This is a genomic window from Thioflexithrix psekupsensis (genome assembly GCF_002149925.1).
Classification (GTDB): Bacteria; Pseudomonadota; Gammaproteobacteria; order Beggiatoales; family Beggiatoaceae; genus Thioflexithrix; species Thioflexithrix psekupsensis.
The window spans coordinates 2501-23345 of sequence record NZ_MSLT01000013.1; the positions used below are offsets into that span (position 1 = coordinate 2501).

A 20845-nucleotide genomic window follows, 5' to 3' on the forward strand; every position below is an offset into this window, starting at 1 on the left:
CGCTTCTACTTCTGTAAAAGCTCGCGGACTCTCAACTCTCCCGCTCTGCGTTCCCGCTTCGTTTGTCTCAGGTAAGCCGCGCACTATACAGAGCAGGAAAATCCCTGTCAAGGTTTTTTTGGAAAAATTTTTCGGGGTCTGTGATCAGAGCGTTATCGCATCAAAATTGACAGCGATTTCGCGTTTCATCAATACCAAGCGTATCCAACTGGTTGGTAGGATGTAAAAAACCATCCAAAGGCAAACGTTCGACCACCGCATCACCACTGGCAACAAATAGAGGTTGTCTTAACTGATTGTTCCATTGACGAAAATTCTGCGGCGTTCCTTTTGTTCCGTCTAGCACTAAGTCATTGCTGCGAATATAAGCAGATAAGTCATTAAAATTCAATGAATGACTGCGAATTATCGCCTCTGTGACCACTTTAATCGCCATCCACGCTGACCAATCGTAACCCGTCATTAATCGTCCGGCCTGTTTTTGAAAACGTCCGTTGACTTGCGGCGCGCCGTGCCGATCCCACGACCAAAACCACCATTCTGGCACTAAACCGTTACTCCCCACGACAGGACGCGGCAATAAAGTTTGATACGGCACATAACGCGCAAATTCGCCATGTGTATCCGCCACAAACACCACGTCATACTTGGCTTTTCCCGTCAACAAAGCAACATTATTCTGATGGCGATGGCGGGGATCACGACTTAATTGAAACGGTCGCGTTTCCACTACTTTTAAGCCAAAACGTTTAGCTGAATCTAAAAAAATAGTGTTTAACGCTTGATCGGCCTCACTTTCTCCGGCTAAAACCAGAATGTCACGCCATTGACGTGTAACCAAATATTGCGCCAGCGCATCGGTCAACATGTCCCAACTGGGTGCGACGTGAAACAAATGCGCTTGACACCCCTCTTGACGCAATGCCACACCTAATGCCGAAATATTAAACAATAATAATGACTTATCTCGTGTTTTTTGCGCCACTTCATGCAGAATATCGTCGGGGAAATCGACAAGAAAAAAATGCACATCTTCTTCGTATAATTTATTGATTTGTAACAATAAATCTTCGACACTGCGCTCAGTACGTTTGGCCAGTTGCAACGCAACTTGACGCGACATCAAAGGAAAACGACTGTCTTTCACGCCCAATTCCGCGCCGGCAAAAGGTCGCCCCCATGGCTGTAAACGGTAGCGGGCTTCTAAACGCCGTGAGGTGTAACGCTCATCTTTGGCATATTCTAAATAACCCACGACGATGGTTTGCACTGGGTTGTCTGCTGCACTGGACGCGGCGAAAAAAGCTAAAAATAAGCCACTGAATAATAACAGTATTAGGTGATTTTTCATAAAAAAATCCTTTTACGGTGCAATCACAATGCTGTGTGGCACGCGGCCGACGGGAAGGGAACGTAACACTTTGTGAGTTTTAGCGTCAATAATAGACATGTCGTCACTTAAACCATTTGCAACGTATAAGAACTGCTCATCAGGACTCAAGGCCAAACCCCACGCCCGTTGTCCTACCAAAATATAATCCGTCACGCTAAAATCAGCCATCGCCACAACAGCCACATGATTGGCACGGCCTAAAGTGACATACAAAGTTTTTTCATCTTTTGTCAACAACAAATCAACAGGTGTAATCTGTTCAGGACGGAAACCTTTGGGAGTGAAAGACAATTCACGTGTCACCGTAAATGTTTCCGTGTCAATGACGCTGACCGTGCCACCGATTTCGTTACTGACAAACAACGTTTTACCGTCTTGCGTTAAGGCAAAACGACGCGGACGATTCCCCACAACAATGTTGGCCAACAACTCATGGGTACTAACATCAACGACATGCACCATATTGGCGACTTCTGAAGTCACATAAACCCGTGTCGCATCATGACTGACCAACACGCCTTCGGGTTCTTCGCCGACTTCGATCTTGGCGATAGCCGTTTCATTGTCTATATCAAAAATGGTTAATTCGCCATCATCCTCATTTGAAACGTACAAGGTTTTGCCGTCGGGACTTAAATCAAAAATTTCAGGCTCTTCGCCGACATCTAGGCTTTTCACCACCCGTTTTTCTTGTACATCAATGACATCTATCGTATTTCCATCGCCGCAAGCGACGTAAAGTTGTTTGTAATCAGGGCTAAACTTTAACGCCCGCGGTTGCTCATTCACAGGAATACTGGCGATTTTCTCGTACTGATTCGCCCGATCCAGCACCAGCACCGCGTTGTCTTTCTCTAAACTGATAAATAACTGACTGGCATTGAGTGGAAAAGCCGCGGATAAGCCGATGAAAAATGAAGAAATAACAGTGACTTTACGCATTGCGTATGGACTCCTTTGGTGTGTTGATGGGGATAAAATCGCATGCTGTTATACTTTCACCCCAACCAATTCGCTACAATTTCCATTTGATCTGACGACATCAACATGGGCGAATGTCCTGTGTTGGGAATGTGTACAACACATAAATCTGGCCGTGAAGCCTGCATTTGTTCTACTACGGGGAAAGGTAAAACACTAGTTAAACAATGAAATTAACACCAAATTATTTTCATTTAGGTGCTTAATTATGAAGTTGTAACTAAAAACTACCCAAATTGAATACCTAATAATTTATTCTTAACATTATCATCTCTTAGTTTAAGCACAACGGCCTGTCCTAAGATTTCTTTTTGAGCATGATTTAAATGTTCTAACATGCTTTCATAATTTTCTATATTCACCGTGGCAATATATTGTTTATCCGAATTTTCTAATTGTGCCAATGCAAACTTAAACCATGCTGCACGTGGATTAGAACCCATATTGGCAAATAATCGATTATCATGCCATAAAAAATCAACATGATGATTTTTACCTTTCATTAGTAATAACCAATCAAAACATAAAATTTTAGCGTCATTAATTCCATCCGAATTATCCCCTTCAATTTGCACAGAAAATTTATAACGCAATTGATTATCACCAGTATTATTTTCCAATACAATACCAGACATGCAATGCGGATAAAGTTGAGTGGCAATAGACTGAAAAAACGCTTTATATTCCGAAATTGGATCCGTCTTTACATAATCGCTTGTATTGGCATCTTGTCTAAGCATTTCTTCTTTTAATAACTGCTTTTCTTCTTCCAGTTTATCCTTAAATTTTAGATATTCCTGTAATTTAACCCGTTCTGATTTTAATGTGGCTAATTTATTACTTAAAGCGGTATATTCATCTAAAGCCCGTTTGCCTTGCAATTCTTTCATTAATTGATCACGTAATAATCCTATTTTTTGCCGTTCTTTATCCTTTTGTTCTATTTCTTGTAAAATTTGTAATTTATCAGCTTCTAAACGTTTCTTACGATTTTCAAGAAAAGTTTGATGAAATGTTTCAACAGCCTCAAAATGAGCCAATGTCTCAGGTCTAAATACCTGCTCTAATCCTTTGTACAAATCCAAAAGTTCTAAACGTGAAATATCAGATTGTTGTTGTAAAGATTTTTCAATGCCTTGCAATTGAAAATGACCAATTTCAATCACTTTTTCAATTTGACGCAATTGTTGAGTTAATCCTTGTGCTTCTAATACTAAATAATGATAGTTTTCAGCAACAGTAAATTGTGCCAAATCATTTTCAAGCAATGGAATTTCTTTATTCAACCAATCCAAGCGTAATTTAGGTTCATTACCCGCCTGAAATAATTCATGTAAAATAGGATCATCATCCCAATTTTTAATTGTCTTTTTCAAATCATCCAAACGCTTTTTATGGGATTGTTTTATAAAAATAGAATTATAATCTAAATCCAATAAAAAAAAGGTTCTTAATTGGGCTTCAACATCGGGTTCTTTATGTGTTTTTAAAGGATCAACACAATCTTCCCGCAAACGACGCGCAAAACGAATCAATAATGAGCGAAAACTTAATGAGTCCTTTTTATTGTTTAAATCAAATACGCCGCATTGATTTAACCAATTGCGATAATCTACTAATTTAATTTCTTCGCTGTTTAAATAAATTTTTTTACCATCTGCACTGCGTTCAACACGATACTGTTGATCATTTATCATAAAATCTAAATAAAAAATCCAATCTTTTAATTTTTCTTTAAAAATAGACGGCGTATTTGCACCAAGACAATAATGCACCAATTCTAAAGCCAACGTTTTACCCACACCATTACTGCTGCCTTCTTTACCGTCTTTTGAGGCATCACCAAGAATAAGCGTTAAACCATTTGGATTAAAAGAAATGGTTTTAAAACTGGGTTTATTAGCTGATAATTTAATGAGTTTCATGATGTAAAATAATACTTAATTTTTTATTTTCGATTTCTTTAATTTGACCTAATGCAAATAAAATAACAATGGCAATAAGTACTTGTTCAAAAGTGGGTTTATAAAACCAAGTTGAATCTTCACTATTTAATAAGTGCCAAATTTCATCAGCGGTTCGTGGTTCTTTTAAAAGTTGGCGCACACAACCTGCCAATCCAATGAACGATTCAGAAAAACGAATATGCTTATGAGGTAATAATTGTGTTTGGAGATTCATAAATATCACAGGCTTCAAAATATTTTGCTAAAATCACTTGTGCTGCTTCTCGATAGGCTTTAAAGCTATGAGGATTTTTTTTACATATTTCAGGAATTAATTGCTCCATTATCCATACATAACGCAGATTGGCTCCATTTTCAATACTATCTGGAATTTCAATTTTACTGTTTTGATAAAAACCACGCATTTCTTCTGCAACAATCTGTTTTAAAGCAGGGTCTCTCTTGTGTAAAAAATCATCAATTTCGCCTTGTTGGTAAGAATAGCAACGTAAAAAATCTGGTACGGGAGAGGTAAGTCCATTTATACGAATTTTTGTGTCAAAATCAGGAGCAATTAAATTTGTATCAACTCGATGAATTGCCTTATTTGCTAAATGTTTTAATATTTCAGCAATGGCACGCGGATCAATAAAATCTGGCAATTCAGCAGGAATGCTATATAAAATACTTTCTTTTTGATCATAATCCAATTCCATAAAAACTCGTTCTAATTTTGCACTATTCCATGCACTGGCTTCTTCTAAATTATATTTCTTTTTTAATTCTAATAAAGCCTTGCCAATAGGCGCAGGCGTACCCTCAAAACGATCATTATAAACAAAATGATATTGTTTTATATCGCCATAATTATTTCTTAATTCATTAAAATCTGTTACTGCTTTTTTTAAAACAGAAGATAAATTTATCTTTGAACTGGCTTTTTTCCCATAAACTTGAAAATAATACCCCTCATTAGGCATCCATCCATCATTGCCACCATCGCCTTGATTACCATAAGGGGCAACGGATTGAAAGCTAGGATAACGATAGCTCATTACATCTTGAAATAATCTCTGAAAATGTTCACTGGATGTTTCATAAATTTTTACTTTAAATAAAGTACGAAACCAAAAATTTTCATTATTCATTTAATAAATCCAGTTTTTAAAATTTGAAAATGGTTGCTAAAGTTAAGTTTGAGTGGCTCACATATATATACCAAAATTAAGTCATTCATAAAATTTTTCTGTCAGAATCAGAATTTACAGAATTTTAGGATTTTCAGAATTAAAAAATAAAAAATCTGTTTAAAATAAACGATTTGCAAGAATAAATTTTGAAAATTCTTGTGTCTGTAAATTCTGATTCTGACAAAATAAGGATTCTACGAACCCTATCTTTTTGGTATAGCATCCGCACTATAAATAGAATTAAGTAAAAAGAGTTCATCAATAGAACAATGCTGTTGTTTACGGAGAGCTTTAGCTTGCGCCCATTTATGTTCAATAGGATTTAAATCTGGGGAATAAGGGGGTAAATATTCCAAGACGTGTCCCGCCGCCAAAATAGCCTGCTGAATATCATGTCGCTTATGAAAAGTGGCGTTATCCATCACAATGACGGCATTTTCAGGGAGTTTAGGCAGCAAATCTTGAGTGACCCAAGCGAAAAAAACATGAGAATTAATCGCTCCAGTAAACAAACTGATGGTTAATAAATCAAAATCGAGCAAAGCACCGATGACATTAGTGCGTCCTTTGGCGTGCCAATCGTGTGAACCAAAACAACGTTTGCCAACAGACGCATACCCAAAACGGCGCGGCATGTCGTGAGCAAAGCCGCTTTCATCAATAAAAACAATGTGTTTACCAACGTTCTTATAATGGTCTATTTTGCTCTGGAAGACTTGTCTTAGCTCAGAGTCGGCTTTGGGATGCTTGAGTGTTTTTTTTACGGCTAACCCCTAAACGTTTTAATGCGCTACGAATCCCGCTTTCGCTTATCCCAAACCGTGCCGCTCGTTCGTAATGATAAGCATCAGGGTGAAGCTCAACATCACGTTTTAATGCTTCCATGTCTATTTTAGTGGGTTTATTCCGCGTCCGTTTGGGTTCTAAGACTTTACCCCACCTTACTACGCTGGCTATCGCCACCTTAAAGCGTTCTGCTACCTCTGCAAGGGTCAGATTCTCTTCTTGTCTAGTTTTTAATACACGTTCTCGAAAGTCTCTTGAATAGGTCATTTTTTATACTCCTTTTGTGGTGCGGGTGCTATATTTCACAGAGAGCCACTTATTTTCACCCCAACCAATTCCCCACAATTTCCATTTGATCCGACGACATCAACATGGGCGAATGTCCTGTGTTGGGAATGTGTACAACACATAAATCTGGCCGTGAAGCCTGCATTTGTTCTACTACGGGGAAAGGTAAAACATCCGATTGTTCACCATGTAGTAATAAAATCGGCTGTTTGACCGCAAGCCATGTCGTCCATAAATTGGCCACTTTATCGCTATGAAAAGTCTGCGCAATTTCAGGATCATAAGCTAAACAATATTCACCTGTGGGTAAATGTTGAATACTGTGTTCAATTACATGTTGCCATTGCGATTCGGTCAAAGGGCCAAAACTGGCATAACGCTGTCTTAAATGTGCGCTAATACTCGCCAAATCAGGAAAAGTATGTTGACGAATATAACGCGCAATTCTCGCTAAAGCCTCTTGCGGCACAATGGGGCCAATATCATTTAAAATAAGCCGTTTAATCGGAGAATTGGCTAATGCAGCCAAATGCAAACCAATTAAGCCTCCCATTGACGTGCCGATTAAATCTATTTTATCAAGACCTAACTGTTGTAATAAAGAAAAAATATCTTTCACATAAGTGCTATAGTGATATTGTTTAGGATCGGTTAAATAATCGCTGTCACCCCGCCCCACCACATCCACACAAATTACGCGATAATCTGTCATTAAATAACGCGCTAATAAGTCAAAATCATGACGATTTCGGGTTAATCCATGCAGGCATAAAACAGTAGAATTTGCGTCATGATTACCCCAATCACTATAAACGATATGATGTTGTCCATTGTTATCAGGACAAGTCACCCGATCAATGCGCATCGCTAAATAATTCATGATTCATTTCCCTCTGCGGCTTGCTTTAATTTAAATAAGCATTCTAAGGCTTGACGCGGTGTCATTTCTTCTAACGATAACTGTTGTAATTGAGTTACTACAGGGTGTGTTTCTGGTGATTTTGTTTCAACAGATTGCGCTTGAAATAAACCCAATTGCATGGCATTGACTTGTCCTTGTTGCAATTCCAATTGTTTTAATTTTTGTCGCGCTCGACTCACCACTTTTTTAGGCACTCCCGCTAATAAAGCCACTTGTAAACCATAACTTTGATTGGCAGGGCCAGGACGCACTTTGTGCATAAAAATTAATTTATCCTCTTGCTCTACCGCATCTAAATGAATATTAGCACAATTAAGCACCGTTTCTGGTAAATGTGTTAATTCAAAATAATGCGTCGCAAATAGCGTCAAGGCTTGCACTTGTTTCGCCAAAAATTCCGCACACGCCCACGCCAAAGATAAACCGTCAAAAGTACTGGTGCCGCGTCCAATTTCATCCATTAATACCAAACTATAACGGCTGGCATTATGTAAAATATTAGCGGTTTCTGTCATTTCAACCATAAAAGTGGAACGCCCGCCCGCTAAATCATCGCTGGCACCGATTCGCGTATAAATGCCATCAATAGGCCCCATAATCGCCTGTTGAGCGGGAACAAAGCTGCCTATATGCGCCAGTAAAATAATTAAAGCCGTTTGCCGCATTAACACCGATTTACCGCCCATATTCGGGCCAGTAATAATCAACATTCGTCGCTTGGCATCGAGTTTAATATCATTGGGCGTAAATGGCGTATTTTGCACCGCTTCTACCACCAAATGTCGCCCTTCAATAATCTCTATGCCTTCCGTTTCTACAAAAGTCGGCGGATATAATTTTAAAGTATCTGCCCGCTCGGCAAAAGTATTTAATACATCTAATTCCGCAATCGCCGCGCTGCTGTTTTGCAATTCGGTTAAAACTTGCGCAATCTTTTCTAATAACTGTTCATATAAATATTTTTCTAAACTTAACGCCCGATCTTTCGCACTGAGAACTTTATCTTCAAATTGTTTTAATTCTTCAGTGATATAACGTTCGGCCGCTTTTAAAGTTTGCCGACGGCGATAATCTACCGGCACACGATGCGCTTGATTTTGACTCACTTCAATATAATAACCATGCACCCGATTATAACCGACTTTTAAACGTTCTATTCCTGTGCGAATGCGCTCTCTATTTTCCAAATCGGTTAAAAATGTTTCGGAATGTTCACTGAGTTGGCGCAATTCATCCAATTGCGCATCATAACCCGCTGCAATTACACCACCATCACGCAATAATTGCGGTGGTGTATCAATAATGGCTTTAAGCAATTCTGCATGTAATTCTGGAAATTGATTAATTCCTGTCGCAATGCGTTGCAAATTGGCTTCATTAAAACGCGCCAATACCGTTTGCAATTGCGGCAACAATCCAATCGCTTGACGTAATTGAATTAAATCACGTGGGCGAGCTGTTTTTAATGCCACACGGGTCAAAATTCGCTCCATATCGCCAATGCCGCGCAATAATTCATATAAAGCCACATTATTCATGCGCTCTAATAAATAACCAACACTGGCATGACGTGCCTGTAACACTTTTGTATCACGCAACGGACGGTGTAACCAACGTCGCAACAAACGGCTACCCATCGGTGTCGCACATTGATCTAACACGTGAATGACAGTATGCTCTTTGATCCCCGTGGTCAAGCGACTGTCTAGCTCTAAATTACGACGGCTGGCCGCGTCGATCAACACACATTCCTCGCGCCGCTCCCAACGTAAACCTTGTAAATGCGGCAGCGCAGCCCGTTGTGTTTCCTGCGCGAAAGACAATAAAGCCCCCGCCGCACATAAACCCGCCGTTAAATGCTCACAACCAAAACCTTTTAAATCATGCGTTCCAAGTTGTTGATTTAACAATTTTTTAGCCGTGATTAATTCAAATTGCCACTCAGCACGAGTGCGTAAGTTAAAATGACTGGGTAAATTAAATATTTGCGCTTCGCTCACCAATAATTCAACAGGGCGCAATCGTTCCAACTCACTGAGTAATAAACTAAAATTAGGCACTTCAATGACCAGAAAACGCCCACTGGCCAAGTCTAAAGTGGCCAAACCAAATTGTTGATCCGTGCGATAAATCGCGCCCAATAAATTATCCTGCCGCTCTTCTAACAAGGCTTCATCTGTCAGTGTGCCGGGCGTTATAATACGTGTAATTTGCCGTTCGACCAATCCCTTGGCCACGGGATCGCCCACTTGTTCACAAATCACCGCCGATTCTCCTGCCCGCACCAATTTGGCCAAGTAATTTTCCAGCGCGTGATGTGGAATTCCGGCCATGGGAATGTCATCGCCTGCGCTGCGACCGCGAGCCGTTAAAGTAATATCAAGCAAACGCGCCGCCCGCCGCGCATCTTCAAAAAAAAGCTCATAAAAATCCCCCATACGATAAAACAGTAACATGTCGGGATATTCGGCTTTAATACGCAAATAATGCTGCATCATGGGGGTATGTTGGCTGAAATCGCTTGTCGTCATTCTTTGGTTCTCAACTTTTGGCGCAAATTAAATAAGCTCGCTATTTTACACGTTTTGCGTTATTGCCATAGTCAGGCCTGCCTGTTGAAAACCTGTTGAAAAGTTGTTGATAACCTGTTGAAAACTTTTGTAATATTCAACTAAAAATCGCCTAACACCGGCAAAACTCAACAGTTTTCAACATCTTTTCAACAGGATAATTTTTTGATTTATAAGAAAAAAGTGGAGTTTTCAACAGGGAAAAAGTTACACTACTACCACTGCTTAATAATAAATAAAGATCAGGAGTAGGGTGAGCCATGTTAGATGAGCCAATAGAAATACAATTAATTCCGTCAAAACGTTTGCAGGCGTTCAGTGCGGTGATTCATGGGGGAGGGTGTTTGTGCCTATGGTTGTCGTCGTTACCGTGGCCATTGGCTTTGCTGGGCAGTGTGGCGGCGTTTTTTTCGCACTATTACCAGATTCAGCAGCAACGACGCATTGATCAACATCCCTTAAACCATGCCGTGTTAGACTATGATCAATTTTATCTGCACCATGGCGATAAAGCGCAGGCGACATCTCGTTGTATCGCTCATCCGTGGGGAATTGTTTTACAGGTTAATACAGAAAGACAACAGCAATACACTGTAATCATTCTGCCCGATGCCTTGCCAAAAGTTGAATTTCGTCGTTTATGTGTGCGACTTCGTTATTCTTTTCCTAATAAAATCAAAGAGATTTAAAGATGTTTGATATTAGTCGTTATCCTTTACTGAGTAGTCTTGTTGTGCTTGCCTTGAGTATGGGGGCGTGTTCACCGCGTCAAGTTATACAACAAGACCCGCGTCAAGTGACAGACAGCGCGCCCAAACCCACCAGCAAGCCGTCGCCTTACGTGCAAGGTATTCAAGTGAAGGTGTTGGAAACATTTCCTGCGCAAGCCAATGTTTGGGTGCAAGTGAGTTTGCCCAAACGCTGCCAAACGATTGCTGCTATCACGGAAGAACAGCGCGATAATTATTTTAAATTAAATATGGAAATTGGCGAAAAAGCAGGCGTACCTTGTACGCCTGAAAACCAGGAGTTTGACGAGATTATTCCATTGAATATACGCAATTTACCCGCAGGGGTTTATCAAGTTGAAGTCAATGGAAAGATAGAAGAATTTAGATTGGCTGTGGATAATATTTATTAACACGATTCATTCACCACTTGTAATTGTCGGCGCGGGCGAATAAATACCGTTTGTCCAATGGTCAGCGCATATTCACTGAATTCTTTATGGGATAAATGTAAAATAATGCGCTGACGATGTTCATCTAATACATCAATTTTTACCACAGAATTAGCGGTTAAAATGCGATGTATGGTGACAGGTAAGGCTTGATTAGTTTTAGTAAAAATAATTTCAAAATCATAAGGACGCACAAAATATTTTTGTTCGGTTTCTAAAACCTTATCAAATTGTCGTCCATGAAAAAAATTAACCTCTCCCAAAAACTGCATGACAAATTCTGTGGCCGGTTGATGAAACACCTCATCAGGCGTGCCGACTTGCTCAATATGTCCTTGATTCATCAGCACAATGCGATCAGAAACTTCTAAGGCTTCCTCTTGATCATGCGTGACAAAAATACTGGTAAATTGCAATTGATGATGCAATTCTCTTAACCAGTTTCTTAATTCGGTTCTGACTTTGGCATCTAATGCGCCAAAAGGCTCATCTAATAATAAAACTTTAGGCTGAATTGCTAAAGCCCGTGCTAAAGCGACTCTTTGCCGTTGTCCACCTGATAATTGAGAAGGAAAACGCTGCGCCATATTATCCAATTGCACCAAACGCAATAACTCATGCACGCGATCTGCAATTGCCGCATTGGATAAACGTTCAGGGCGTTTTTTTACCCGCATTCCAAAAACCACATTTTCAAATACCGATAAATGCCTAAATAACGCATAATGTTGAAAAACAAAACCAATACCACGCTGCACAAAAGTATTAGTTGAAGCCCGTGCTGCGGCATCTAAAACAGGGACATTTTTATATAATGCTGTGACAAATGTTTGTGCTTTTTTCTGGGCTAATTGTACCGTTTCTGAAGGTGGATTTTCATTTAATAAATTTAAATCGCCTAATTCCCGCTGCAACACATAACCCCAAGCCGCTAAATAATTCCAACGCGCACCGCTTTGAATGGCGTGCATTTGTACCGTTGCCAATTTTTCTAATACTTTTGGCACATCGGTTAATTTAATCCAATTAAATTGGATATTTTGCCGTGTGGTAAAATGCCCATAACCTTTGTCATAATTGGTGGCTATTTCGGCTAAAACTTGTAATTGCGCCGCAGACAATAAACCATAGGGAATCGCTACCCTTAGCATCGGCGCATGTCGCTGCAAATATACCCCATTCATTAAGCGCAAAGGACGAAATTCATCTTCACTTAATTTTCCCGCTAAATAACGCTCCACTTGAAACCGAAATTGTCCCGTACGTTCTTCTAATAATTGTTGTTCAATGGCTTGATATTGATACATGATAAATAATTCTATTTTAAGTTAAAATAAAATGGTTAAAAAAAGGGAGAATATAAAACGATTATTCCCCCCTTTTTTTCTTAAACCCCAACAGCAATTTTAACGGGATTAATCGACGGCGCGGGCGGCGTAGAAGGAATGGAACGCCCAAGATTTCCCGCATGTAAACCGCATTCTTTGGCAGTTGTATTTTCCCACCACCAACGCCCCTCGCGTTCATGCTGATTAGGTAACACGGCACGAGTGCAAGGCTCACAGCCAATACTGACAAAACCTTGGGTATGCAATGGGTTATATGGCACATTGTGTTCTCGAATGTATTGCCACACCTGTTCTGAACGCCACTCCGCTAAGGGATTGAATTTAATCAAAGTACGGTGTACCGTTGAAAAAGCAGGATCAATCTGCACCACCGGGATATGATGGCGCGTGGGACTTTGATCGCGGCGTTGACCTGTAATCCAAGCGGACAGGGTCGATAACTTTTTCCGCAACGGCTCCACTTTGCGCACCGCACAGCACTCATAATGCCCTTCTCGATAAAAACCATATAATCCCTGACGTTGCACCAATTCTTGCACGGCTGAGGATTCGGGAAATAAAATTTCTAAGTCTAAATCGTAACGAAGTCTGACTTTTTCTAAAAATTTATAGGTTTCACCATGTAAACGACCTGTATCTAAAGAAAAAACTGAAATTGGTTTTTTCAAACGAGTGGCCATGTCGATCAACACCACGTCTTCCGCGCCACTAAAAGAGATAGCTATAGAATCAAACTCTTGTAAAGCAAACTCTAAAATTGCTTGTGGATCGCGGTCGGCATATTGATCTGCCCATGCTTCGATTTGCTGCACATAATGGCTCATTTGGTTAAATTCTCCGATTTTCTGATATAAAACAAAGATATTCTGATCTGATTTATCGCCTCACTCCCGCATAAGTGACATGAACGTGTGTGATAAACAGAACATATATGTAGATTAGCAAAATTTGTTATCATAAAAAAATATCGTTTAGTCATATTCTTATAACTTTCAGTTATAAACTAAAGTACAGTAAAAATGCCTTTGTTTTGATTGCGATTTGACTCGACTGGCACACTCCTTTACATTTCACACCCAAATCTTTCATTGCTTTTGACCTATAAGGAAGGTAACACGGTGACGCAAACAGGTTATGATGCCGTAGACATTGAAGTGTTAAGCGGTTTAACGCCCGTGCAGAAACGCCCTGGCATGTACACAGATACAGCCCGTCCCAATCACTTGGCGCAAGAAGTCATTGATAACAGCGTCGATGAGGCGTTGGCAGGCTATGCCAAATCTATCGAAGTGACGCTGCATCGGGACGGCTCGTTGAGTGTGCGCGATGATGGGCGGGGAATGCCCGTTGATTTACACCCAGAACATGGTGTGACGGGGGTTGAATTGATTTTGACGCGCTTACATGCAGGCGGGAAGTTTTCTCATAAAAATTATCAATTTGCAGGTGGATTACATGGCGTGGGTGTGTCGGTGGTCAACGCGCTTTCCACCCATTTGGAAGTGAGTATTCGCCGCCACGGCCGTCGTTATCAAATGACATTTGCCAATGGGGAGAAAATGTCAGAATTAACCGCCGTCGGCGATGCCCACGACACGGGAACAACCGTGCGTTTTTCTCCCAATTCGCATTATTTTGATAATCCTCGTTTTTCCGTGTCGCGTTTGCGCCATTTATTGCGGGCGAAAGCGGTATTGTGTGCGGGGTTGCGCATTCAATTTACCGAAGAAGACAGCGGTGATACGCAAACGTGGTGTTATCAAGATGGTCTGACTACGTATTTATTAGAACAACTTAACGGTGTGACTTGCTTGCCTGATACGCCTTTTATCGGTCATTTTATGGCTGAAACGGAAGCGGTGGATTGGGCTGTATTATGGGCGATGGACTCGTCAGAATGGACGACGGAAAGTTATGTCAATCTCATCCCCACGCCGCAAGGTGGCACGCATGTGAATGGTTTGCGCAGTGGTTTGTTGGAAGCGATGCGCGAATTTTGTGATTACCGTAATTTATTGCCGCGAGGCGTTAAATTAGCACCAGAGGACATTTGGGATCGCTGTGCTTATGTGTTATCGGTAAAAATGGCCGATCCGCAATTTTCTGGCCAGACTAAAGAGCGGTTGTCTTCTCGTGCCTGTGCCAGTTTTGTATCGGGTGTGGTGCGGGATTCGTTTAGTTTATGGCTGAATCAGCATGTGGAATGGGGAGAGCGTTTGGCCGAATGGGCGATTGCCAATGCACAAAAACGCTTAAAAGCTGACCGCAAAGTAGTCCGTAAAAAAGCCGTGAGTGGGCCAGCCTTACCCGGTAAATTAGCCGATTGCAGTTTACAAGACATGCGTCAAACGGAATTATTCCTAGTCGAAGGTGACTCTGCGGGTGGCTCGGCCAAACAAGCCCGGGATCGTACTTTTCAAGCGGTGATGCCCTTGCGTGGGAAAATTTTAAATACGTGGGAAGTGGATTCTTCTGAAGTGTTGGCTTCGCAGGAAGTGCATGATATTGCGGTGGCGATTGGCGTTGATCCCAGTTCGGATGATCTGTCGGGTTTACGTTATGGTAAAATTTGTATTTTAGCGGATGCCGATTCAGACGGCGCGCACATTGCGACTTTATTGTGTGCGTTATTTGTGCGACATTTTCGCCCCGTCGTAGAAGCAGGCCATTTACATGTGGCGATGCCACCTTTATATCGCTTGGACATTGGCGATTCGGTTTATTACGCGCTCAATGATGAAGAAAAGCAAGGCGTTTTAAATCGCATTGCCGCAGAAAAGAAAAAAGGTAAAGTGAATGTGCAGCGGTTTAAAGGATTAGGCGAAATGAATCCGATGCAATTACGTGAAACCACAATGGCTGTTGAAACGCGTCGTTTGGTGCGTTTAACTTTAGAAGAATGGGAACAAACCCAGCAAATTCTGGATATGTTATTGGCGAAAAAACGCGCTAATGATCGTCGAGTTTGGTTGGAAGATAAAGGCAATTTAGCGGTGATTTAATCGCGGTTAAGTCGTGGTTAAATCAGAGTTAAATGGGTGTGAATTGGGATATAAAAGGATATTCTCTTGTTTTTTGAAAAAATCGCACAGGATAAGCAAGCGCGGCATGGGCGTTTGGTGTTTACGCGAGGGGTGGTGGATACGCCTGCGTTTATGCCCGTCGGCACGGTGGGAAGTGTCAAAGCGATGTCGCCTGAAAATGTGATGGCGACAGGGGCGCAGATTATTTTAGGCAATACATTTCATTTAATGTTACGCCCCGGCACGGCCGTGATTCAAGCGCACGGCGATTTGCATGATTTTATGCACTGGTCTCAACCGATTTTGACCGATTCGGGGGGATTTCAGGTATTTAGTCTGGGAAAAATGCGGACAATCAGCGAAAAAGGCGTGTTATTTCGTTCTCCCATCAATGGAGATAAGGTTTTTTTAGGCCCAGAAGAGTCGATGGCGGTGCAAAAGGCTTTAGGCGCGGATATTGTGATGATTTTTGATGAGTGTACGCCTTATCCTGCGACGGAAACGCAAGCGCGGGATTCTATGCAGTTGTCTTTACGTTGGGCGGATCGTTCTAAAAAAGCCCACGAAGGAAATACAGCGGCTTTATTCGGTATTGTGCAAGGCGGCATGTATGAATTTTTGCGTCAAGAATCGTTACACGGTTTGCAAGCGATTGATTTTGATGGTTATGCGATAGGTGGTTTATCGGTAGGCGAGCCGAAAGAAGAGCGAATGCGTATTTTAAACAGTATAACGCCGCAAATGCCTGCGGATAAGCCGCGTTATCTCATGGGCGTGGGAACGCCGAGTGATATTGTGGAAGCGGTGCGTTGTGGGATAGACATGTTTGATTGCGTCATGCCCACGCGCAATGCCCGTAATGGGCATTTATTTACTCGTCACGGCGTGGTGAAAATTCGTAATAGTCGTCATCGTCACGATACGCGCCCATTAGACGAACAATGTACCTGTTATACTTGTCAACATTACAGCCGTGCGTATTTGCATCATTTAGATCGCAGTAAAGAAATTTTAGGCGCGCATTTAAATACGGTGCATAATTTACATTATTATCAATTTTTAATGCAAGGATTACGGTCAGCGATTCAAATGCAGCAATTAGACGCATTTGTGACTGATTTTTATAGAATGCAACAGTGTAATGATGCGATAAATGAATGGCACTGATTAAATGTTTTCGGTGCAAGGCGCGAATTTCAGATCGGGCTGAATTCTGTCCTAAATGCGGGGCAGATCAGCGGATTGAATGCGAAGATTGCCACATTAAATTGCCCCGCGACCATGAAGGCGCGTGTCCTGAATGTGGCAATCCTGAGCCGTGTCGTGTTTTATTTTCTAAATCGACTCCATCGGGTGCTAAAAAGAAATCTAAAGCCGATAGTTTTACTTTTATTGATCATCCATCAGAATCAGAAAAAGAAGAAGAAATTATATTAACTCCCGAAGAACAAGAGGCACAGTTAATTGAACAAGAAAATAGGGCGTTATTATTTCGTTTATTAGTGGGATTGGGATTAGGATTATTATCAGGATTTTTATTAACAGAAGGATTTGTGCGGCATGGATTTTTAGAATTTTTACCGATAATGGTCATTGTCGCAGCCATTGGAATGGCTTATCCACGCTTGTCGTTATTATTGGCGATTGTGGGGGGGATGTTTGGGGTTTATTATTCGGTGGTGGGGTGAGAATGAATTATTTGGAAAAAATAGAAAAGTTATTAAGACCTCAATCAAATCTTGACTTTTTTGAAAGTGTTGGATTTCAGACAATTGGTTATGAGATTGATTTAAAAGCCAGTGAAACTTATAATTTGAATTTACAAGGAAAATGGATAGTTATATACCAATTTTTTCAGAGTCGTATAATAATACTTTTCAAATAGGAGAGAATAATGAACAAAAGATATGAAGATTTAGAAGAGTTAATGTCAACAGGTGAGGCGAGAGAAGTGAAGCGAGCGATGGCAGTAAGAATGTCTTTGCTTGGTTTTGTGCGTGCGGAAGCGGCTTTAGCGTGTTGTGTCAGTGTGCAATTTGTGGATAAATGGAAAGCCATTTATTTAGCGTCAGGGGTTGAAGGATTAAAGTTAGCGTATAAAGGCTCACCAGGGTATTTAAAGCCGCGTGAACGAGAAGATGTGATTAATTGGATACAAGAAAAGAAGACAATAACAATAGAGGAACTAAAGAGATACTTAAAAGAGGAGTATGATGTTTTCTATTCTTCAAATACTTCTTATACTAAATTATTAGAAGAAGCGAATTTAAGTTATAAGAAGACACACAAAGAGAATTCGGCAAAAGATGAGGTAAAAGTAGAAGCTAAAAAAAAAGAGATTAAGGATTTAATAGATAAGGAGCGTGAACAGATAGAAAGTGGAGAGGTAATGTACTGGATGCAAGACGAAAGCCATCAGTTGTGGGGAGATATTTGTGGTTATATTTGGTCGAAAAAAGGAGAAAGAACGTCAATAAAGATGAGTAATTATCGCACGTCTCAAACGTGGTATGGAGCGGTGAATATTTATACGGGAGAATTTATTTTAGATAGGGCAAAGAAAGCTGATACAAAATATACGATAGACTTTATTAACTGGCTCATTTACAGATATAAAGAAGCCCGTCATGTGATTATTTGGGATGGTGCAAGTTATCATCGTTCTGAAGGTTTAAGAACTTATTTAGAGAAATTAAATGGGGGACTTCCAGAATCAGAATGGAAAGTTCGTTTATTAAGATTTGCACCTAATGCCCCAGAGCAAAATCCAGTCGAGGATATTTGGCTTCAAGGTAAGAATTGGGTCAGAAAGAATTTTCATCGTCTATCAAGCTTTAAAGAAGTCACTAGTATGTTTGAGACCTTTTTGTCAGGTAAAGTGTTTAAGTTTAATAAAATTAAACAGTATCTTATACCTAATATCTAGCTAGATATTAGAACTTAATTTGTTTTTATATCTCACATAATTTTGGTATATAAATCTAAACTTAATGGACACCCAAGCAGGACAAGATATTTACCACATGGGAATGACCGAAGGCGAACGTGATATTTTTATGCGTCAGTTAAAAAAGCGTTTTGGGAAATTGTCTTACTCTGTGGAGAGTAAAATTGAGAATGCGACATCTGCTCAATTGGAACAGTGGGTTTTGAATATATTGGATGCGAAAACGTTAGAGGATGTTTTTCAGGATTAAATTATTTTTTGCGCTGAATAGGAATTTATCTCTAATTCAGCACAAAAATAAATGTTAAGGATTTATTAATGTCCACATCTAAAAAAACCTTACGCGGCACGGATGAAACTTTTTTGCAATTAATGCAATTAAGCGGTAAGGCTTTATTAAAATTACTGGGTTTTCCTGCAAAAATAGCGGAAACTTATGAATTTCGTGCGGTAGAATTTAAAGAAAAACGAGTGCAACGTCCTGATGTAGAAGGCTTGCCTGTTCTTGAAACGGAAACCAATCGAATTATTATCGAATTTCAAGGTTATTCAGACAAATATATTCGTTTTCGTACCGTAGCGAATATGCTGCAAGTGTGCATGAAAAGCCAAACGGATAATCCAGTGACTGGAATTATCATCTATACTCAACAACAATACCAAAATGCGGCTTTACCGCTAGAGCAATTATTAGACGGTAAAATACGCTTAATTGAAAAGGTATTAACGGATTATACTGAAGCTGAATTATTAGCGGCGGATGAGCGTTTAATTATCCTTGTGCCATTTACGGTTTCAGAACATTTGGGCAAGCAAGAATTAAAGCAAAAGATACAAGATTGGGGTCAACAAATTCGCAAGATTTACCCTGATAATGAACAACGCGAAGAGGCGATTAATATTGTGGAATTATTCCTATTAAATCGCTTTCGTAAACTGAGCAATGAAGAGGTAATTAACATGCTAAATTTAAACTTAATGGACACCCAAGCAGGACAAGATATTTACCACATGGGAATGACTGAAGGCGAACGTGATATTTTTATGCGTCAGTTAAAAAAGCGTTTTGGGAAATTGCCTTATTCTGTGGAGAGTAAAATTGAGAATGCGACATCTGCTCAATTGGAACAGTGGGTTTTGAATATATTGGATGCGAAAACCTTAGAGGATGTTTTTCAGGATTAATTTATTTTTTTGTGCTGAACAGGAGTTTATTTATCATAAATTCTAATTCAGCACAAAAATAAATGTTAAGGATTTATTAATGTCCACATCTAAAAAAACCTTACGCGACACGGATGAAACTTTTTTGCAATTAATGCAATTAAGCGGTAAGGCTTTATTAAAATTACTGGGTTTTCCTGCAAAAATAGCGGAAACTTATGAATTTCGTGCGGTAGAATTTAAAGAAAAACGAGTGCAACGTCCTGATGTAGAAGGCTTGCCTGTTCTTGAAACGGAAACCAATCGAATTATTATCGAATTTCAAGGTTATTCAGACAAATATATTCGTTTTCGTACCGTAGCGAATATGCTGCAAGTGTGCATGAAAAGCCAAACGGATAATCCAGTGACTGGAATTATCATCTATACTCAACAACAATACCAAAATGCGGCTTTACCGCTAGAGCAATTATTAGACGGTAAAATACGCTTAATTGAAAAGGTATTAACGGATTATACTGAAGCTGAATTATTAGCGGCGGATGAGCGTTTAATTATCCTTGTGCCATTTACGGTTTCAGAACATTTGGGCAAGCAAGAATTAAAGCAAAAGATACAAGATTGGGGTCAACAAATTCGCAAGATTTACCCCGATAATGAACAACGCGAAGAGGCGATTAATATTGTGGAATTATTCCTATTAAATCGCTTTCGTAAACTGAGCAATGAAGAGGTAATTAACATGCTAAATTTAAACTTAATGGACACCCAAGCAGGACAAGATATTTACCACATGGGAATGACCGAAGGCGAACGCAAAGGCCAAACACAAGGCCGAACCAATGGCGAACGCGGTATTTTTATGCGTCAGTTAAAAAAGCGTTTTGGGGAATTGCCTTATTCTATGGAGAGTAAAATTGAGAATGCGACATCTGCTCAATTGGAACAGTGGGCTTTGAATATATTGGATGCGAAAACCTTAGAGGATGTTTTTCAGGATTAATTTATTTTTTTGTGCTGAACAGGAGTTTATTTATCATAAATTCTAATTCAGCACAAAAATAAATGTTAAGGATTTATTAATGTCCACTTCTAAAAAACTGTAA

The 20845-nt window shown here is 40.1% G+C and carries 20 protein-coding genes; 9 read left to right on the forward strand and 11 right to left on the reverse strand.

The window, feature by feature from the left end; all coding sequences use genetic code 11:
- Positions 1-160: 160 nt before the first annotated feature.
- From TPSD3_RS10265 to mutS, 9 genes are all read right to left on the reverse strand, one after another.
- Entirely contained in the window at positions 161-1351 is a 1191-nt protein-coding gene (locus tag TPSD3_RS10265) for an ABC transporter substrate-binding protein (protein ID WP_086488461.1), read from the reverse strand.
- 12 nt (positions 1352-1363) lie between these two features.
- The gene (locus tag TPSD3_RS10270; protein ID WP_086488462.1) at positions 1364-2335 is read right to left on the reverse strand and encodes a PQQ-dependent catabolism-associated beta-propeller protein; all 972 of its coding nucleotides are present in this window, start codon (positions 2333-2335) and stop codon (positions 1364-1366) included.
- 266 nt (positions 2336-2601) lie between these two features.
- On the reverse strand, positions 2602-4299 hold the full coding sequence (locus TPSD3_RS10275; RefSeq protein ID WP_086488463.1) for a DUF2326 domain-containing protein: 1698 nt from the start codon (positions 4297-4299) through the stop codon (positions 2602-2604).
- Positions 4286-4555, reverse strand: a complete 270-nt coding sequence (locus tag TPSD3_RS10280; protein WP_086488464.1) for an ABC-three component system middle component 6 — start codon at positions 4553-4555, stop codon at positions 4286-4288. The genes TPSD3_RS10275 and TPSD3_RS10280 overlap by 14 nt, the downstream gene beginning before the upstream one ends.
- Positions 4524-5468, reverse strand: coding sequence for an ABC-three component system protein (locus tag TPSD3_RS10285; protein ID WP_086488465.1), 945 nt, complete (start codon positions 5466-5468; stop codon positions 4524-4526). The genes TPSD3_RS10280 and TPSD3_RS10285 overlap by 32 nt, the downstream gene beginning before the upstream one ends.
- Before the next feature lie 245 nt (positions 5469-5713).
- Positions 5714-6211, reverse strand: a complete 498-nt coding sequence (locus tag TPSD3_RS17955) for an IS630 family transposase (protein ID WP_245391573.1) — start codon at positions 6209-6211, stop codon at positions 5714-5716.
- A gap of 25 nt (positions 6212-6236) precedes the next feature.
- Positions 6237-6563: an IS630 transposase-related protein gene (locus tag TPSD3_RS17960; protein ID WP_086488467.1), complete on the reverse strand. Its 327-nt coding sequence runs from the start codon at positions 6561-6563 to the stop codon at positions 6237-6239.
- Between the two features lie 55 nt (positions 6564-6618).
- On the reverse strand, positions 6619-7464 hold the full coding sequence (locus TPSD3_RS10300) for an alpha/beta fold hydrolase (protein WP_086488468.1): 846 nt from the start codon (positions 7462-7464) through the stop codon (positions 6619-6621).
- Positions 7461-10037, reverse strand: a complete 2577-nt coding sequence (gene mutS, locus TPSD3_RS10305; RefSeq protein WP_086488469.1) for a DNA mismatch repair protein MutS — start codon at positions 10035-10037, stop codon at positions 7461-7463. The genes TPSD3_RS10300 and mutS overlap by 4 nt, the downstream gene beginning before the upstream one ends.
- 299 nt (positions 10038-10336) lie before the next feature.
- Here mutS and TPSD3_RS10310 point away from each other — a divergent pair, with 299 nt between their 5' ends.
- Both TPSD3_RS10310 and TPSD3_RS10315 read left to right on the forward strand, forming a co-directional pair.
- Complete coding sequence (locus TPSD3_RS10310; protein ID WP_086488470.1) at positions 10337-10765, forward strand: protein YgfX; 429 nt, start codon at positions 10337-10339, stop codon at positions 10763-10765.
- 2 nt (positions 10766-10767) lie between these two features.
- A complete protein-coding gene (locus tag TPSD3_RS10315; protein WP_086488471.1) occupies positions 10768-11217 on the forward strand; it encodes a hypothetical protein in 450 nt (149 codons plus the stop codon).
- On the opposite strand, the gene TPSD3_RS10320 is transcribed toward TPSD3_RS10315, so the two are convergent.
- Positions 11214-12563: an ATP-binding cassette domain-containing protein gene (locus TPSD3_RS10320; protein WP_086488472.1), complete on the reverse strand. Its 1350-nt coding sequence runs from the start codon at positions 12561-12563 to the stop codon at positions 11214-11216. The genes TPSD3_RS10315 and TPSD3_RS10320 overlap by 4 nt on opposite strands.
- Before the next feature lie 80 nt (positions 12564-12643).
- Positions 12644-13429: a phosphoadenylyl-sulfate reductase gene (locus TPSD3_RS10325; RefSeq protein ID WP_086488473.1), complete on the reverse strand. Its 786-nt coding sequence runs from the start codon at positions 13427-13429 to the stop codon at positions 12644-12646.
- A 294-nt stretch (positions 13430-13723) separates the two neighbouring features.
- On the opposite strand from TPSD3_RS10325, the gene parE reads away from it, so the two are divergent.
- From parE to TPSD3_RS10365, 7 genes are all read left to right on the forward strand, one after another.
- Entirely contained in the window at positions 13724-15607 is a 1884-nt protein-coding gene (parE, locus tag TPSD3_RS10330) for a DNA topoisomerase IV subunit B (RefSeq protein WP_086488474.1), read from the forward strand.
- A 66-nt stretch (positions 15608-15673) separates the two neighbouring features.
- Positions 15674-16795 carry a tRNA guanosine(34) transglycosylase Tgt gene (tgt, locus tag TPSD3_RS10335; protein ID WP_086488475.1) on the forward strand — a complete coding sequence of 374 codons (1122 nt, stop codon included), beginning with the start codon at positions 15674-15676 and terminating at the stop codon, positions 16793-16795.
- Entirely contained in the window at positions 16786-17316 is a 531-nt protein-coding gene (locus tag TPSD3_RS10340) for a zinc ribbon domain-containing protein (RefSeq protein ID WP_086488476.1), read from the forward strand. Before tgt ends, TPSD3_RS10340 begins: the two co-directional genes overlap by 10 nt.
- A 206-nt stretch (positions 17317-17522) precedes the next feature.
- A complete protein-coding gene (locus tag TPSD3_RS10350; RefSeq protein ID WP_086488478.1) occupies positions 17523-18554 on the forward strand; it encodes an IS630 family transposase in 1032 nt (343 codons plus the stop codon).
- A gap of 64 nt (positions 18555-18618) precedes the next feature.
- The gene (locus TPSD3_RS10355) at positions 18619-18825 is read left to right on the forward strand and encodes a DUF4351 domain-containing protein (protein ID WP_086488479.1); all 207 of its coding nucleotides are present in this window, start codon (positions 18619-18621) and stop codon (positions 18823-18825) included.
- 68 nt (positions 18826-18893) lie between these two features.
- Positions 18894-19760: a DUF2887 domain-containing protein gene (locus TPSD3_RS10360; protein WP_086488480.1), complete on the forward strand. Its 867-nt coding sequence runs from the start codon at positions 18894-18896 to the stop codon at positions 19758-19760.
- Between the two features lie 79 nt (positions 19761-19839).
- Positions 19840-20742 carry a DUF2887 domain-containing protein gene (locus tag TPSD3_RS10365; protein WP_086488481.1) on the forward strand — a complete coding sequence of 301 codons (903 nt, stop codon included), beginning with the start codon at positions 19840-19842 and terminating at the stop codon, positions 20740-20742.
- The last annotated feature ends 103 nt before the right edge of the window (positions 20743-20845 follow it).

Bases quoted from the DNA above. Each gene is read 5' to 3' on its own strand.
- TPSD3_RS10265 (WP_086488461.1), bottom strand. From the start codon at position 1,351: ATGAAAAATCACCTAATACTGTTATTATTCAGTGGCTTATTTTTAGCT.
- TPSD3_RS10270 (WP_086488462.1), bottom strand. From the start codon at position 2,335: ATGCGTAAAGTCACTGTTATTTCTTCATTTTTCATCGGCTTATCCGCG.
- TPSD3_RS10275 (WP_086488463.1), bottom strand. From the start codon at position 4,299: ATGAAACTCATTAAATTATCAGCTAATAAACCCAGTTTTAAAACCATT.
- TPSD3_RS10280 (WP_086488464.1), bottom strand. From the start codon at position 4,555: ATGAATCTCCAAACACAATTATTACCTCATAAGCATATTCGTTTTTCT.
- TPSD3_RS10285 (WP_086488465.1), bottom strand. From the start codon at position 5,468: ATGAATAATGAAAATTTTTGGTTTCGTACTTTATTTAAAGTAAAAATT.
- TPSD3_RS17960 (WP_086488467.1), bottom strand. From the start codon at position 6,563: ATGACCTATTCAAGAGACTTTCGAGAACGTGTATTAAAAACTAGACAA.
- TPSD3_RS10300 (WP_086488468.1), bottom strand. From the start codon at position 7,464: ATGAATTATTTAGCGATGCGCATTGATCGGGTGACTTGTCCTGATAAC.
- mutS (WP_086488469.1), bottom strand. From the start codon at position 10,037: ATGACGACAAGCGATTTCAGCCAACATACCCCCATGATGCAGCATTAT.
- TPSD3_RS10310 (WP_086488470.1), top strand. From the start codon at position 10,337: ATGTTAGATGAGCCAATAGAAATACAATTAATTCCGTCAAAACGTTTG.
- TPSD3_RS10315 (WP_086488471.1), top strand. From the start codon at position 10,768: ATGTTTGATATTAGTCGTTATCCTTTACTGAGTAGTCTTGTTGTGCTT.
- TPSD3_RS10320 (WP_086488472.1), bottom strand. From the start codon at position 12,563: ATGTATCAATATCAAGCCATTGAACAACAATTATTAGAAGAACGTACG.
- TPSD3_RS10325 (WP_086488473.1), bottom strand. From the start codon at position 13,429: ATGAGCCATTATGTGCAGCAAATCGAAGCATGGGCAGATCAATATGCC.
- TPSD3_RS10340 (WP_086488476.1), top strand. From the start codon at position 16,786: ATGGCACTGATTAAATGTTTTCGGTGCAAGGCGCGAATTTCAGATCGG.
- TPSD3_RS10350 (WP_086488478.1), top strand. From the start codon at position 17,523: ATGAACAAAAGATATGAAGATTTAGAAGAGTTAATGTCAACAGGTGAG.
- TPSD3_RS10355 (WP_086488479.1), top strand. From the start codon at position 18,619: ATGGACACCCAAGCAGGACAAGATATTTACCACATGGGAATGACCGAA.
- TPSD3_RS10360 (WP_086488480.1), top strand. From the start codon at position 18,894: ATGTCCACATCTAAAAAAACCTTACGCGGCACGGATGAAACTTTTTTG.
- TPSD3_RS10365 (WP_086488481.1), top strand. From the start codon at position 19,840: ATGTCCACATCTAAAAAAACCTTACGCGACACGGATGAAACTTTTTTG.